Source organism: Chitinophaga sp. H8 (assembly GCF_040567655.1).
In the GTDB taxonomy this organism is placed as follows: Bacteria; Bacteroidota; Bacteroidia; order Chitinophagales; family Chitinophagaceae; genus Chitinophaga; species Chitinophaga defluvii.
Genome location: NZ_JBEXAC010000002.1, coordinates 156,698 through 171,322 on the forward strand (window position 1 = coordinate 156,698; position 14,625 = coordinate 171,322).

At 44.3% G+C, this 14,625-nt stretch carries 11 protein-coding genes; 2 read left to right on the forward strand and 9 right to left on the reverse strand.

Going from position 1 to position 14,625, the window contains the following annotated elements:
- Positions 1–87: 87 nt before the first annotated feature.
- From atpF to ABR189_RS14415, 5 genes are all read right to left on the reverse strand, one after another.
- Positions 88–582, reverse strand: a complete 495-nt coding sequence (atpF, locus tag ABR189_RS14395) for a F0F1 ATP synthase subunit B (protein ID WP_354661214.1) — start codon at positions 580–582, stop codon at positions 88–90.
- A gap of 89 nt (positions 583–671) precedes the next feature.
- Positions 672–938 carry an ATP synthase F0 subunit C gene (atpE, locus tag ABR189_RS14400; protein WP_354661215.1) on the reverse strand — a complete coding sequence of 89 codons (267 nt, stop codon included), beginning with the start codon at positions 936–938 and terminating at the stop codon, positions 672–674.
- Positions 939–1,005: 67 nt separating this feature from the next.
- Complete coding sequence (gene atpB / locus ABR189_RS14405; protein ID WP_354661216.1) at positions 1,006–2,193, reverse strand: F0F1 ATP synthase subunit A; 1,188 nt, start codon at positions 2,191–2,193, stop codon at positions 1,006–1,008.
- A gap of 183 nt (positions 2,194–2,376) precedes the next feature.
- Positions 2,377–4,047 carry an ABC transporter ATP-binding protein gene (locus ABR189_RS14410; RefSeq protein WP_354661217.1) on the reverse strand — a complete coding sequence of 557 codons (1,671 nt, stop codon included), beginning with the start codon at positions 4,045–4,047 and terminating at the stop codon, positions 2,377–2,379.
- A 289-nt stretch (positions 4,048–4,336) separates the two neighbouring features.
- The gene (locus tag ABR189_RS14415) at positions 4,337–6,538 is read right to left on the reverse strand and encodes a hypothetical protein (protein ID WP_354661218.1); all 2,202 of its coding nucleotides are present in this window, start codon (positions 6,536–6,538) and stop codon (positions 4,337–4,339) included.
- Between the two features lie 425 nt (positions 6,539–6,963).
- Here ABR189_RS14415 and ABR189_RS14420 point away from each other — a divergent pair, with 425 nt between their 5' ends.
- Both ABR189_RS14420 and ABR189_RS14425 read left to right on the forward strand, forming a co-directional pair.
- Positions 6,964–7,647 (forward strand): response regulator transcription factor, encoded by a 684-nt coding sequence (locus ABR189_RS14420; protein ID WP_354661219.1) that lies wholly within the window; start codon positions 6,964–6,966, stop codon positions 7,645–7,647.
- A 247-nt stretch (positions 7,648–7,894) separates the two neighbouring features.
- Complete coding sequence (locus ABR189_RS14425; protein WP_354661220.1) at positions 7,895–8,950, forward strand: sensor histidine kinase; 1,056 nt, start codon at positions 7,895–7,897, stop codon at positions 8,948–8,950.
- 1 nt (position 8,951) lies between these two features.
- Here the strand turns inward: ABR189_RS14425 and ABR189_RS14430 are convergent, their stop codons facing one another.
- The 4 genes from ABR189_RS14430 to ABR189_RS14445 form a co-directional block, all read right to left on the reverse strand.
- Positions 8,952–10,301, reverse strand: a complete 1,350-nt coding sequence (locus tag ABR189_RS14430; protein WP_354661221.1) for a putative porin — start codon at positions 10,299–10,301, stop codon at positions 8,952–8,954.
- A 79-nt stretch (positions 10,302–10,380) separates the two neighbouring features.
- Positions 10,381–11,865 carry an MBOAT family O-acyltransferase gene (locus ABR189_RS14435; protein ID WP_354661222.1) on the reverse strand — a complete coding sequence of 495 codons (1,485 nt, stop codon included), beginning with the start codon at positions 11,863–11,865 and terminating at the stop codon, positions 10,381–10,383.
- Positions 11,852–13,141 (reverse strand): GDSL-type esterase/lipase family protein, encoded by a 1,290-nt coding sequence (locus tag ABR189_RS14440; protein ID WP_354661223.1) that lies wholly within the window; start codon positions 13,139–13,141, stop codon positions 11,852–11,854. Before ABR189_RS14440 ends, ABR189_RS14435 begins: the two co-directional genes overlap by 14 nt.
- Complete coding sequence (locus ABR189_RS14445) at positions 13,113–14,513, reverse strand: SGNH/GDSL hydrolase family protein (protein ID WP_354661224.1); 1,401 nt, start codon at positions 14,511–14,513, stop codon at positions 13,113–13,115. Before ABR189_RS14445 ends, ABR189_RS14440 begins: the two co-directional genes overlap by 29 nt.
- Positions 14,514–14,625: the final 112 nt, after the last annotated feature.

Sequence of the window (14,625 nt, forward strand, 5' to 3'; positions counted from 1 at the left end):
CATATATCTTATATAGCTTTGAGCTACCAGCTACGAGCTGTGAGTACCGGAGCAATGCTCACAGCTCGCAGCTCATGGCTCTTAGCTTTAATTCAATTTAATTTCTCCTGCCAGTTGTTTCACAAAATTCTCCTGTGCACCTTTATCTGCCAGCTCTCTTCTCAATACTTTCTCCGCTACTTCGATCACCAGGTTACCTACCTGGTTTTTCACGTCTGTTAAAGCAGCCATCTTCTGATTTTCTATAGCAGTATATGCTTCACCAATGATCTTTTTCGCTTCTGCCTGCGCTTGTGCTTTAGCTTCGCTGATGATCAGATCCTTAGCATCTTTGGCTTCTTTTAATATCTTGCTTCTTTCCGCTTTGGCTTCTGCCAGTACATGTTCATGCTCTGCTTTCATTTGCGCCATTTCTTCTTTCACCCTTTCAGCAGAAGCGATAGAATCAGCAATGGAGCATTCTCTTTCCTTTAAGATAGCCAGGATTGGTCCCCAGGCAAATTTCTTCAGGATAAAGAAAACTATCAGGAAAATCAATAAAGAAATGAGGAACAAGCCTAACGCGGGCTGCAACAGATCCATAATTCAGAATTTATATAGTTTGGATTTTTGTGCGAATAAAATTACTGCATCCTTTGCCCTGTGCGCCGGATGCAGTAAAAATTTTTGGCTTAAAGTACTACCGCCAACAGACCTGCGATAACGCCGAACAGGGCAACACCCTCTACCAGCGCCGCTGCCAGGATCATGTTTGCACGGATGTCGTTAGCTGCTTCCGGTTGACGAGCGATGGATTCCAGCGCGCTTTTACCGATGTTACCAACACCAATACCTGCTGCGATAGCAGCGATACCAGCGCCGATAGCGCCACCAGCTTGTGCGATGCCTGAAGAAGCAACTGCCTCACCAGCCTGTAATAAAACAGTCAAAAGTGCCATAATGAATATGTATTTATTGTATTAAAAAAAAGTTTGTTCTCAATTGTTGTCTTATCCCTTACTACCATTAGTGGTGGTCATCATGTGCACCTTCCATCGCCTGACCAATAAATACTGCGGTCAGATTGGCGAAGATGAATGCCTGGATAAAGGCCACCAGTATTTCCAGAAACATCATCACTATGTTGAATATAATGGTGATAGGCAGAAATCCGTAACCAGCTACTTTATTCAGAGATCCGAATATAAATACCAGGGAAATGATACTCAGGATAATGATGTGCCCGGCCAGAATGTTGGCAAACAACCGGATCATCAGGGATACAGGCTTGGTGAAAACACCAATCAGCTCTACCGGTGCCAGGATGAATTTCACCCCAAATGGTACCGGAGGATTAAAGATATGCCCCCAGAAATGACGGTTGGTGCTGAACATGGTAGCTATAAAGCTGATCAATGCCAACGCAGCTGTTACTGCCAGGTTACCGGTTACGTTTGCAGAACCGGGTATTAAACCCATCAGGTTATTAATGAGGATAAAAAAGAAGATCGTCAGTATAAAAGGGGTAAATCTTTCGTAGTGTTTACCAGGAATATTAGGTTTTACTACCTCATCCCGCATGAAGATAATCACAGGTTCTACCAGTCCCTGGAAACCCTTAGGTGCTTTTTTGGAACCACGGGATTTGTAAGCTCCTGCTACATTCAGCATCAATATTACCAGGATCACAGCTGCCAGAATCATAGCAGTGATATTCTTGGTCATGGAAAAATCGTAGATCTTGGCATTGGTAGGCATGTCATTGGCATCCACCGCAATCACCTTTCCTTCAGGGTATTGGGATGATTTCAGCCCTTTTTCATGCAGGTAATGTTCAGTTACCAGGCGATATCCTTCATAGGAATCATGCCCATGGTGAAATTTGGAAGAAGAAAATACAGTAGTTCCTTTTTCAGGGTTGTAGATAATAACCGGCAAAGGCATGGTTACGTGCAGGTCGCCTATACTGAGCAAATGCCAGTCATACGCATCTTTTACGTGACCCAGGATCACTTCTTTAGCATTGAATTTTTTAGGCGCCTCAGCTTCGCTGCCATGGGCTGCTGCATCATGGGCAGCTTCACCAGTGGTGGCTGTTGTTGCATGCTCTGCCTGAGGGGCTGTCTGCGCAAAAGAAAAGTTACTAAAGCCGTGAAGGCACAAGGCCGTCACAAGGGCTACCATACTATATTTGAACCGACTAATAGAAATCACCGCTTTTCTGAAATTTTGCGCAAAGATAAACGTTTTTACTTCATTTTTACATCAAAATTGAAAGCCCCGGTAAAAAAACTATTCTACCACTTTTAAGTAGGTGATAATCAGTTGATTAAATTAATATTAGGGAATCTTTTACGGGATCGTTTTGAAGGGGCATTTGGCAGGCCGTTTTTTCCGCTATACGATATCGTTAGCTTTCTGAAATTGCATACTATGCAGTTTGTAATAAAATCCCTCCTGTTTCAGCAATTCCTCATGGCTACCCATTTCCTTAATTTCTCCCTTATCCAGGACGATGATCTTATCAGCCTTACTGATAGTGGAAAGGCGGTGGGCAATCACAATGGCGGTTCGGTCGGCAATGAGCTTGTCAATGGCGTGTTGTATAAGGGCTTCTGATTCCGTATCGATGGAAGAGGTGGCCTCATCGAGGATAAGGATAGCGGGGTTATACAGCAATGCCCGCACAAAAGAGATCAGCTGCCGCTGCCCCAGCGAAAGGGTACTTCCCCTTTCCATCACCTGGTAATCATACCCACCCGGCAGCTGCATGATAAATTCATGCATCCCGATCAACCGGGCTGCCTGTTCTACCTGTTCCCGGCTGATAGCACTATTATGGAGGGTGATATTATCGTAAATAGAACCTGAAAACAGGAATACGTCCTGCAATACTACCCCAATCTTACTACGCAGGCTGGCCAGGGCATAGTCGGCAAGGTCTATTCCATCCAGTTTGATACTCCCTTTCTGGATTTCGTACAAGCGGTTCAGGATACTGATAATGGTGGTTTTACCGGAACCGGTATGCCCAACAATAGCAATGGTTTCTCCCGGCTTTGCCTGAAAAGAGATGTTTTTCAGCACATACTGGTCTTCCTTATAGGCAAAATACACCTGATCAAAGGCAATAGCTCCTTTCATATCTGTAGCCAGCTGCTGCCCTTTATCTGCAATGGTATCTTCGCTGTCCAGCACCTTAAATACTCTTTCACTGGCTACCATCCCCATTTGCAGGGTATTGAACTTGTCGGCCAGCATCCGCAACGGGCGAAACAGCATATTCAGGTACATGATAAAGGCGATCATCACCCCCTGGGTTACTTCATAGTTCAGCACCTTATTGGCTCCCCACCACACCATCAGCCCCAGCGATATAGCCAGTATGATTTCCACCACCGGGAAAAATACCGAGTAAGCAAAAATAGCGTCTATATTGGCCTTCCGGTGATCCTTGTTAATGTGCTTAAACCGCGACAATTCCCGCTTCTCTGCCGAAAAGGCCTGTACCACCACCATTCCCGTAATGTGCTCCTGCACAAACGCATTCAGTGCTGCTACAGCATTCCGTACCCGGTGGAAGGACTTATTAACGGATTCCTTGAAAATATAGGTGGCAAAAATAAGGATGGGAAAAGGGGAAAGGCTGATCAGCGTCAACCGCCAGTCTTCTCCCAGCATCACCGCCAGGATAGCCACTATCATCAACAGGTCTGCGACAATGGAAATAATACCCTCAGAAAAAACATCATTGATGGCTTCAATATCATTAATGGTACGGGTAGTTAAGGTACCAATAGGGGTTTTATCAAAAAAAGCCAGATTGAGGCGTACTACCTTTTTATATACCGCTACCCGCAAATCCTTGATCACGGACTGCCCCAGCCAGTTGGTCAGATAGGAGAAAAAGAAACGTACCAGTGTTTCCAGCAACAACAGTACTACCTGTACCAGCGTAACAATGATCAGCATCCGCACCCATTGATTGGCAATATATTTATCAACCGTGAGCTGGATAAGGTACGGACGTGCAGGTGACAACGCCGCCAATACCACGGTCAGGAACATTGATAAATAAAAAGACCGTTTGTAGGGTGCTGCAAAGGAAAAGATGCGCCTTAATAAACTGAAGTTAAAAACTTTTTTTACCGCTAGATTATCCACTTTACAAATATCGCTTTACAGGTTCCGCATGAATGGTGCCGCTGCTCCAGGCTCACTGTCCGCCGGGGCGGCGTGCACCTGGGTGGGTAGGACTGCTACAACAAACCTACTGCTTTTTGGGCAAATGATGTTATAACATTTACCAATAAAAAAATCCGCCATAACAGCGGATTTTCTTGCAGATAATAATATGCTATTTCTTTTCGTCTTTCATGATTTGCTTGTATGCCTTAATGAATATGGCACCAAGGTTTTTATGCGGGGGTACATAATCACTAAACAGCTCCCTGTTCCTCGCATCTCCGGCAAACTTTTTACCCAGCGCTGACCACATATTTACCCAGTCTACATTCTTTCCGCTGCGGATCACATCTTCCAGATTGCGGATGATAGGTTCATTTACCCAGCGGGTTCCTACCTGCTTGGAAGAAATGATATGCGCTTCCGGTGATTTTTCCAATACTGTGGCCAGATTATGATAACCACCACAAGAGCCCAATACCACTATTTTGGCAGAGCTTTGCAGGTTATCCAACGTGGTATTGATATGATAACTATGCCCACGGTGAATGAAAACAGTAGGGTGGATATCATGCTGATCCAGGTAATCAGACAATTTAGCGATCGCTGTTTTGTCCTCCGGCTCATCAATAGGCAAATTCGCATAGATAGTAGTAGGCTTTCCTTTGATGGAAGTGATCGTAGTCCAGTACTGGTTTTTACTCACCTTCCAATCTGATGACGGGAAGTTGCCCATAAAACTTGCGAATGATTCCTGTCCGTCTTTATCCCCATAAAAGAATACCTGCTGATAAATACGTCCGCTATCACTTTCCAGTGTACTGAAAGTAACATAATTAATAGGGGGCAGCTGGAATTTGCTGGCCATATCACTGGCTTTGGAAGAATCATTGCCGCTGGCAGATTCTGTTTCAAACAAACTGGTCAGCAATTGGTAGATCACCGTACCACGTCTGTCATGCTTTTTGGATACAAAAGCCAGGTTCTTTTTCACTTCAGTACGTAAGAATTCCAGCAGCTTTTCGTCGCGGATACTACCAAAAGAGTTGGCCACATCTACCGCATCTTCCAGATCTTCTGTTTTTTCCAGGTTCTGAACGTATTTCTGCATCAGGTAATTGGCGTTCTCCGGTGCCATGGATTTCAGGAAATTATCCAGGGTGTTAAAACCTGCTGCCATTGCAATAAACTTCTTAAACCGGTCAAAACCTATCAGCATCAGCAAACTGTCACCACGCGGAGGTTTCATCCGTAACATCATCTGATCGTACAAACCTGCATTGGCTTTATTGGTATAACTGGAGGTATACAACTCTTCCTGCCCGTTTACAATGAGGTAATACAGTTCTTCCGGTGTAAAATCCTTTACAATACGGAAACGAACAGGCGCTGTTTCTTCATGCAGGTCATTTACCTCGCGGATATACCGCAGCGACTTGGCATGCATATTCTCCATCATGGCTTTTAACCCGATAGGGTTTTCACCATTATTCTTCCTGTTTTGCAGGGCAATGGTAGCCTTTACCATTTGTTTGTAATACAGGTCATCATTAGCTACCAGCTTATCCAGCTTCTCTACCGTAGTAGTACCCGCCATCAGCTCATCAATGAATGGCAATATTTTAGTGGATTGGTTAGACTGACCAATGCTTACAATCTGCTGTACTATCGGATCGGGATTCTTTTTAATAGCGGTGGCCATAGGCGTATACGAGGTAGCATACGTAAGTACCTGATTGGGATATTTACGTGCTACCGCAGCGATGATAGAATCCGTAGCAGGATAGCTCAGGTAGTTATTCAATTTGGGCATTACCGTTTCCAGGTTATTGAATGCATACTTGGCAAACAACAGCCCTTTCGCTTCCGCATATCCGGGGTTGCCCTGGAATACTTCCACCAACCGCTCCCCACCTTCAAAGGAAAGATCTCCGATATAAGGCATAATACTGCTTCCTTTCTCGTCGGCATGCATCATATTCCGGAAAGCCTGGATAATAACAGGCGCTTCAGAGGCATCTATTTTATGATAGGCCCGCTTTAAATTATAATCCTTTAAAATGGCATAAATGCCGGAGAGGTACTTCGTTTTCAAACGATGGTCCAGCAGGGTATCTTCTTCTATTTCCACCTGCATATCATCCACCTGCTTCGTCAGGGCATTGGTTACCTGTAGGTTGAGGGTCTGGTCGTCAGATACCTTCACCAAGTCATCCACCTTGCCGTCAAACTTATCAGCAATGTTCTGTTCCTTATCAATATTGTCGTGAAATCCCTGCCTACCAATGGGTATCTGGATCTTTTGACTATTCTGTGCGGATACCCAGTTGCCTTGAGAAGCTACCAGGAAAAAGAGTATAAAAAATTTCCTCATTATAATAATTGTACTTTTCACTCAAGCTTATAGCAAATTTACGACCAATTTTGAAGGAATACCACTTAATTCCTGGAACCCGCCTGTGGTGCTTCGTTACAAGGCTTAACACGGAAAAGGATATACCCGCCAGCACTGATAAAAAGGCACATTTTCTATCGATATATTCCACCAATAAGTAGCATGCTGATTAAGGAAAATAAAATATTACACATGTAATAAACACTAATAATCAGCCTTATATGCATATCAATTCTGCCACATACTATAGTGATGCTCATTTATGCGAAACAAGTCAAAAATTAACGTAACTTACTGTGTAACAATGCGCTCCAGTTGAATTAACAATTTCATAATATTAATTTTCCATTAATCACCGGAGCAGCGGAGTACTTTTGTGCCGTCTTTTTAAAAGTCAGAAAATTATGATAGACCAAGCGGTAGTAGGAAAAATTCTAGTAGTGGATGATGAGATCGATATATTGGAAATTATCAGTTACAATCTCAAAACTGCTGGCTACGACACGGTAACAGCAAAAGATGGTAATGAGGCTATTCAAAAGGCCAGGATATTTCGCCCGGACCTGATCATGCTGGATATTATGATGCCGAACAAGAATGGTATTGACACCTGTCGTGAATTAAGAAAAATTCCTGAGTTTAAAGACACCATGGTGTTGTTCCTGACAGCACTGAACGATGAAAAGTCAGAGATAGACGGGCTTAATATGGGCGCGGATGATTACATCGCCAAACCCATTAAACCCAAATTGCTGGTAAGCCGTATCAATGCACTCTTCCGCCGTTTACACAAACCGGAAGAAATGCAGGTACAACTGGGCGACCTGATCATTGACCGCGAAAAATTCACTGTCACTTACAAAGGCCAGGAAATTATTCTCGCCAAAAAAGAATTTGAATTGTTGCAGCTGCTGGCATCTAAACCAGGCAGGGTATTTTTACGCAATGAAATATTGAACCAGGTGTGGGGCACAGAAGTAATTGTAGGCGACCGCACCATTGATGTACATATCCGTAAAATCCGTCAAAAAATAGGTATTGATCTTATTACCACTGTAAAAGGTGTAGGTTACAAATTCGAAATGTAGTGCCGGACCGGTAGCAGCAAATTTATATCAGGGGGGCTTCTACCCCGTAAAATGATACACCGCTGTAGTGTGTATCCGCCCACCTTACCCGTTTAACAGCTCAGCTCATTAACCATAAAGCCGGCAGCATTTGTTTGCTGCTTTATGCTTTTATTCCTGGCCCTGGCATTTATCGTTAAGCTTTATTATGGCAAGTAAAAAATTTCCTTTAATTTCCCAATATTATAATAATTACTCATTGTGGAGTATGTTTAAAGCAAAGAATCTTTCCCCGCAAAAGTTAGCAGGCTTTACCGCCCTCATACTTTCCGTTATTATAGCATTGGGTAGCCTCCTGGTAGACAGCAACCTCAAAATTACGCTGATTGCCTTTGTGCTTACTTTCCTTGTATCTTATTACCTGTACCTGTATACCCTGCAAAACTTTATCTACCGCAAAATAAAGCTGATCTACAAATTTATTTATCAAACAAAGGCCTCCAAGCGGGAAGAGTTTTTCAACAAAAATATCCTGCCCCTTAAAACCATTGAAGAAGTAAGTGAAGATGTAGAGAAATGGGCGATCCAAAAAAAGGAAGAACTGGATATGCTGCGCAGAAATGAAGAGTTCCGTAAAGAGTTTTTACTCAACCTTTCCCATGAATTAAAAACACCCATTTTTGCGGTACAGGGCTATATTCATACCCTGCTGGATGGTGCGCTGGACGACCCTGCCGTAAATAAAATGTTCCTGAAAAATGCGACCAAGAATATCGACCGCCTTTGCCGGCTGATTGATGACCTGGATGAAATTTCCAAACTGGAGATTGGTGAAATGACGGTGGCAAAAGAACAGTTTGTTGTACAGGACCTGATTAAAGATGTGTTTGATACATTATCCCTGAAAGCGAATACCAAGGGCATTAAATTCAGTATTAAAAAGGGCTGCGAAGCGCCTGTACCTGTTATGGCCGATAAGGAAAAACTCAGACAGGTATTAATCAATCTGGTCGACAACTCCATTAAATACGGTAAGCCTGAAGGACATACCATCGCGAGTATTTACAATATGGATGGAAAAAGGGCACTCATAGAAATATCAGATGATGGTATTGGTATTTCAGAAGAGCATCTTCCCCGTGTATTTGAACGGTTTTACCGCACGGACCGTGCACGTAGCCGGGATATCGGCGGTACAGGTCTTGGACTGGCCATTGTAAAGCATATCATAGAAGCGCATGGCCAAACCATTAATGTACGCAGCAAACCTGAAATAGGTTCCACCTTTGGCTTTACACTTGAATCAGCCAGAAACAGTGAGTAATTTAGAAGCGGAATTGTAGCCTGCAGGTAAAGATATTATCTTTCAGATCACTGGTATAGCCCTCCAGATCCGTAGATTCATTGACCACCATATCATACCATAAGATCATCTTTACATGGTCATTCATGTAGTAAACATAACCTGCACCATAGGTATCATAGCGGATGTCTGCTCTGGTTAGGTTTCTGCCGGCTTCGCCTATCTCCTTTCCGCTTACTTCCCGGTTAGGATCGTACCAATCGTATCGTAATACCACCTGATGTTTATCGCTTCCCAGATGTTGCAGAAAATAAAAATAAGCACCATCAAACCTGCGGATATATAAGGGAGCTGTCCTGTTATTTTCCATCGGAATAGTACCTGGTGTTTCGCTCTCCATGGCGGTAGCCGTTTGCACACCACGGATATATTCTCCGCGGAAGGCGGTGGCTCCTTTGCCTTTGCCATTGGGTATCCTGAACTGCACATCTGCACCGTAATAATGACGGGGAGCTATCTGTCCTACATTGTCCGCAGCAGAATCTCTGACAAACACTTCTTTTCCATTAGCGGCTGCATGTATCTTATACACCACGGGTGTAAACTGCTCCATACCACCATATAAACAGGAAACCCCTCCGGAAACTGTCCAGTCCCTGGCATTTAGTTTTATAGGCCTTACACTTACCCGGCCTATAAAATCCTTATGGCTGTCAAAATCAGACGGACCTGCCAGCCCTTGTCCATTGAACAAACCTGCATCTACTCTCAGGAAATAAAGCGGATGGTCTTTACGCTGTGGTGAAAAACTGGCCATTACTCCCAGATCACGCTCTGTTTTCATCAGGATCTGTGACATCCGCCCGCGTTCCGGCGTTTCCCTGTCGGAAGATGAAAGGTTTACCTCATAGCCAAATGGCCGGGCAAACATCCCTCCTGTAAAGGATAGTACATTCCATTTATTTTCAAATATCCGCCCGTAAAAGTCGCGGATAAAAACGCCTCTTTCGGTTCCGTCAAATTGAAAAGCAAACAGCACAGTAGGCATCTGCTCTTTGTTATAACGCCCGTAATCAATGCGGAAACGTCCCCGGCGCAGCATAAAACGGTTGTTGACCCGTGCGCCAAAATCACCGCCGGCATAAGATGCTGCCCCCTTCGACTCGGCCAACTGAAACTGAGGCTGAATATAGCCGCTAAACCGCAGGGCATCATACTTCTGATACATGGAAAACATCCCCTTCCCCACATTGGTGGAAGTATCTATCATGTCCATCAGAAATTGTGCTTTCGACACATTAGCGATCAATAGCAGCCCAATAATGGCAACCAGCTTACCCGCCCTGTTCATTACCGTATTAATTTTGCGCAAAAGTAGTGGTAATTATGGTTTTATATTCCCTGCCGTACAAATATTTAGGGAAAACGCGCTATACGCCGCATTCCCGGGATTAAAACTGAAAATAGATAGGAATCATAGGCTGCGTGGTTTTTACCTGTACCAGCACCCATACAAATGCTACCAGGAAAGCCACATTACCCCACACAGGCATTCTGGCAAGCGTTCTTTCTGCCAGCAATTCGCTGGTAGGTGGCAGGAAATGCAGTACAAACCCCAGCAACATGAGGCCAAAAACAGCTGTATACCCCTGATACAATTCCTGCCAGATGCCTGGCTGAAAATCGTAAACAATCTGGTGTATCAATGCCCAGGCATCGTGGAAGGTAGCTGCCTTGAAAAAGATCCAGCAAAAACATACAAAGTGGAAAGTGATCAGTATACCCAATACTTTCAGTACGGTCGATTTCCATCCGGTAAACAGGATGCCTTTCTTATGCAGCCAGGTAAGTCTTACTTTATCTACTGCCAGGGCCAGCCCATGCAGTCCTCCCCAGAAAATAAAATTCCAGCTGGCACCATGCCAGAACCCTCCGATCAGCATGGTTAAGGACAAATTCACATATTGCCGCACCTTCCCTTTACGATTGCCGCCCAACGGAATATAAATATAATCCCGCAGCCAGGACGACAAGGAAATATGCCAGCGACGCCAGAACTCTGTAATCGAACTGCTCTGATAAGGAGAGTTAAAATTGGCCGGTATTTTAAAACCTGTCCACCGCGCTATCCCCAACGCCATATCTGAATATCCCGAGAAGTCGCAATAGATCACTAATGCATATCCATACACGCCCAATAAACATTCCAGCCCGGTATGCCGGGAGGGGTCATCAAAAATGTACTGTACAAAGTTCTGGTATATAAAATCCGATATGACGATCTTCTTAAACAGCCCGCTAACAATCAGGTACATCCCCTTCCCTATATCTTCCGAATTAAGTACATAAGGTTTGGAAATCTGAGGAATAAAATCAGATGCCCTCACAATAGGCCCCATCATTAATTTGGGAAAGAAAGAAAGGAAAAACAAATAGTCCATGAATTCATCTACCGGTTCAATCTCCCCCCGGTAAACGTCAATGGTGTAGCTCAGATTTTCAAAAGTATAAAAGGAAATACCTATGGGCAGCAATAAATGCAGTGGCCGTATATTCCCATTGGTGAGATCATTGGTGATACCGATAAAGAAATCAGTATACTTGAAATAAAACAGCAAGCCTACATTAATGACAATACTGAATATCAGCAAGGATTTCCTGACCGATTGCTTCTCTGCCCGGTGTATCCATCGCGACAGGTTAAAATCTACAATGGCCGCCAGCACAATCAGCAGTACATATTCATTACAGGCTTTGTAAAAAAAGTAAAGGGAAAAAAGTGTAAACACCCATACCCTGCCCTTCTTAGTATGACTAAATAATAAATAGCATAATAAGAATGCCGCAAAGTAATAAAAGAAGAAAGCACTGTTAAATAAGATCGGGTCATTCTTGTCGTATACAAGTTCCGATAACAGCTTGTTAAAGTCGAACATCTTCTACAGTTAGGTTTTTCTTTGTTTCCTTTTGATATTGTTGATAGGACTGTTGCAAAGCCTCATACAACAGCTTGCCCTGCAACTGGTATCCCCTGGTGTTAAAATGTATACGATCATTGGCCCACCCACTTGCAAACTCTCCTGACAAGGCCTTGTTTACAGCATTAAAATCCCAGCATGCCAGTCCGTTTTCCTGCGCATAGCTTTTAATCTGCTGCGTTACGGCTACAATGGTGGCATTGGGGTAATATGCCGTACGATAATAGGTTTTATATTTTTTGCCCACCTTCTTCCGCTGCGCATGACGGGTTACCCGCATACAATTGGGAGGAGTGGTCAACAAAATAGCAACTTCCGGATTACGGCTACGCAACAGTTCCACCGTTCTGTCGATTTCTTCTTTAAAGCGGGTGGCATCAAATGCACCATAAGCTTCATTCGTACCTAATGATATAATGACGAGTTGTGGTTGTAATACTGCCATCTGTGCCGATAAGGTACTGCTCTGTTCATTATAATGCATATACTGTGCACCATTGATCCCCACCGCATGATACAAGACTCCCGGATGCCCGTTTTTAAGTACCGCTCCATAGAAGCGGAAAGGCGCAGGCCCTTTACCTTCCCACCTTACCTGGAATGAACGGGAAGGCTGCGCAAAATCCAGTGTGGCCATCTTTAAAGTAGAAGTAGCTTCGGGAAAGGGGTTACCCGTTATAGTTACAGTAGCATCCGGTGCAGTAACTGTACAGTTATCTGTTCCGGCATCATACAACAGCTGTGCCTGCAGCACATCATTATCAGATGAATCTTCCGACTTATCCATATAAGCGAGCGCTGGTGAAGCATAGGAAGAAGTGATTACAATAGCACCCGGGCCCAGTAAATCACTTTTATACCGGTCTACAATACGTGCAGCCTGCCACCTGGTAGCACTGTTCCAGCGGTAATCAGCCGGTCCGTTGGTATTACCCAGGTTGTAGGGGAACACCCATCCCCGCCCGGCATTTCCAAAATCCTGTTGCAGGTAAGTGCCGGTAGTACCCGGGAAAACGCCTGCCTGAACATGCGAATCTCCCAGATGAAGGATGGAAACTACCGTGCTATCTGCCTTGTCCAATTGGCCAAAGAAATGATAAAGTGCGGTATCCTGTTGAATGTGATTACGTCCGGGTAGCGCCTTTTGTGCAAAGCTCCCTGTGCTGCTCATCAACAAAATAACTATGCTCCATATGTACTTTGCCTTATGGTTGTCCCACCTGCCTATATTCATCCATAATTGCTTTATACAGCAGCGCCCCTACTTTAGCTGCACCCTGCCTGTTAAAATGTGTGTAGTCTTTATTGGCCAGCACAGTATCTCCTTCCACCCAATGTCTCATGGATCCGTCGCCACCCATGGCGGCATACAAATTCCAATAGGCGGTACCGTGTTGCTCTGCTAATTCATGCTGTACTTTCAGTAATGCCGCTACTCCTGGTGCAGTGACATATTTATCACTTTTTTTATACGCTTTATCTGCAGTGCCAATGATCAGAAAAGAAGTAGCTGGTAACACATTCCGCAGGGAATCCATTACTTTTCTCATTGGCCGCTCATACCAGCTATAATCCGTTAACTCAGGACGGAACAACACATTGGCACCGTAATGCAATACTACCAGATCGTACGGATGTTCCTGTTGCATCTGGTGGATCAGGTTGCCGGACAGCTTGCTGAGTTCTACCCCGCTGATACCACGGAAAGAATAGTTGTCTACAAATACGCCGTCCTGGCTTTCAAAGCAAACCCCATATAATGGTGAGGTAGCAGTGCCATCATACTGAATGGTAATGCCTTTATGAGCAGTATCCTGTTGTAATGCGAGTTTATTTACCGGACCAGCACCTTGTAACGGATAAGGCTTATCATTAATGGTGATGGCATTACTGCCGTTGGAAGGGCCATATAATACACTCACCTCATCAAAGCGGTCCAGCCGGGGTTTACGCACAGGTGCATATTTTATCCAGCTGTTGCCATCCGGTAAAAAGGTATGACCGGAAAACCCCAGCAATAAGTTGGCCGGAGGGGAATTTTTATAATGATAATCTTTCCAGTTTCTGGAGAAGGTATGTGCGATGGTAGTTCTGAAAGAAGATACAACGGAGGCAATGGGCACAAATCCCACACCGGAGCCGCCAAAGAATGTTTGCAGGCTGTCGCGGAGATCAGCAGTAATCAGATCGCCTTCAATCATGGAATCACCGAAATAGGCAATGCGCACCTTTTTCCGCTTACCGGATTTTAATTCCTGAAGTGCTAAGAGAAACCGCTGCATACCATCATCGCGGGTAGCCAGGGTATCTACCGGCAACATATACTCGAGGATTCCCTGGTAAGTCATAAAATCATGTACCTCAGGTGAATGCAGTACTTTGACTTTTACGGAGTCTTTTCCCCGTACTTCCGTTTTTTGCTCCGTACTGTCTGCAGGGATAATTTCTTCAGGGGCTGCTTTCCGGAAATCGGCCAGCATATCCAATGGGCGGGTAGTGAAATTGTTAATGGAAAAACTATTGTTAACCAGTGACAATGCAATCAAACAAAGCAAGGTTCCCGTAATAATATAAAGGGGATAAGCGGACTTATTTTTGCCGGACATAGTAGAATATCAGTTAAACACAACAACTCTGTTTGCTGCACAACCGCTGACGGCTTCCGGATGGGTTATACCAGTATATCTGTTATCTGGAACCGGCAGCCGGTGGTTGGCA

What these genes read in the sequence shown, in the direction of transcription:
- ABR189_RS14445 (WP_354661224.1), bottom strand. Translation starts at nt 14,513, where the DNA reads ATGTCCGGCAAAAATAAGTCCGCTTATCCCCTTTATATTATTACGGGA.
- atpE (WP_354661215.1), bottom strand. Translation starts at nt 938, where the DNA reads ATGGCACTTTTGACTGTTTTATTACAGGCTGGTGAGGCAGTTGCTTCT.
- atpF (WP_354661214.1), bottom strand. Translation starts at nt 582, where the DNA reads ATGGATCTGTTGCAGCCCGCGTTAGGCTTGTTCCTCATTTCTTTATTG.
- ABR189_RS14410 (WP_354661217.1), bottom strand. Translation starts at nt 4,047, where the DNA reads ATGTTCCTGACCGTGGTATTGGCGGCGTTGTCACCTGCACGTCCGTAC.
- ABR189_RS14420 (WP_354661219.1), top strand. Translation starts at nt 6,964, where the DNA reads ATGATAGACCAAGCGGTAGTAGGAAAAATTCTAGTAGTGGATGATGAG.
- ABR189_RS14425 (WP_354661220.1), top strand. Translation starts at nt 7,895, where the DNA reads ATGTTTAAAGCAAAGAATCTTTCCCCGCAAAAGTTAGCAGGCTTTACC.
- ABR189_RS14415 (WP_354661218.1), bottom strand. Translation starts at nt 6,538, where the DNA reads ATGAGGAAATTTTTTATACTCTTTTTCCTGGTAGCTTCTCAAGGCAAC.
- ABR189_RS14435 (WP_354661222.1), bottom strand. Translation starts at nt 11,865, where the DNA reads ATGTTCGACTTTAACAAGCTGTTATCGGAACTTGTATACGACAAGAAT.
- ABR189_RS14440 (WP_354661223.1), bottom strand. Translation starts at nt 13,141, where the DNA reads ATGAATATAGGCAGGTGGGACAACCATAAGGCAAAGTACATATGGAGC.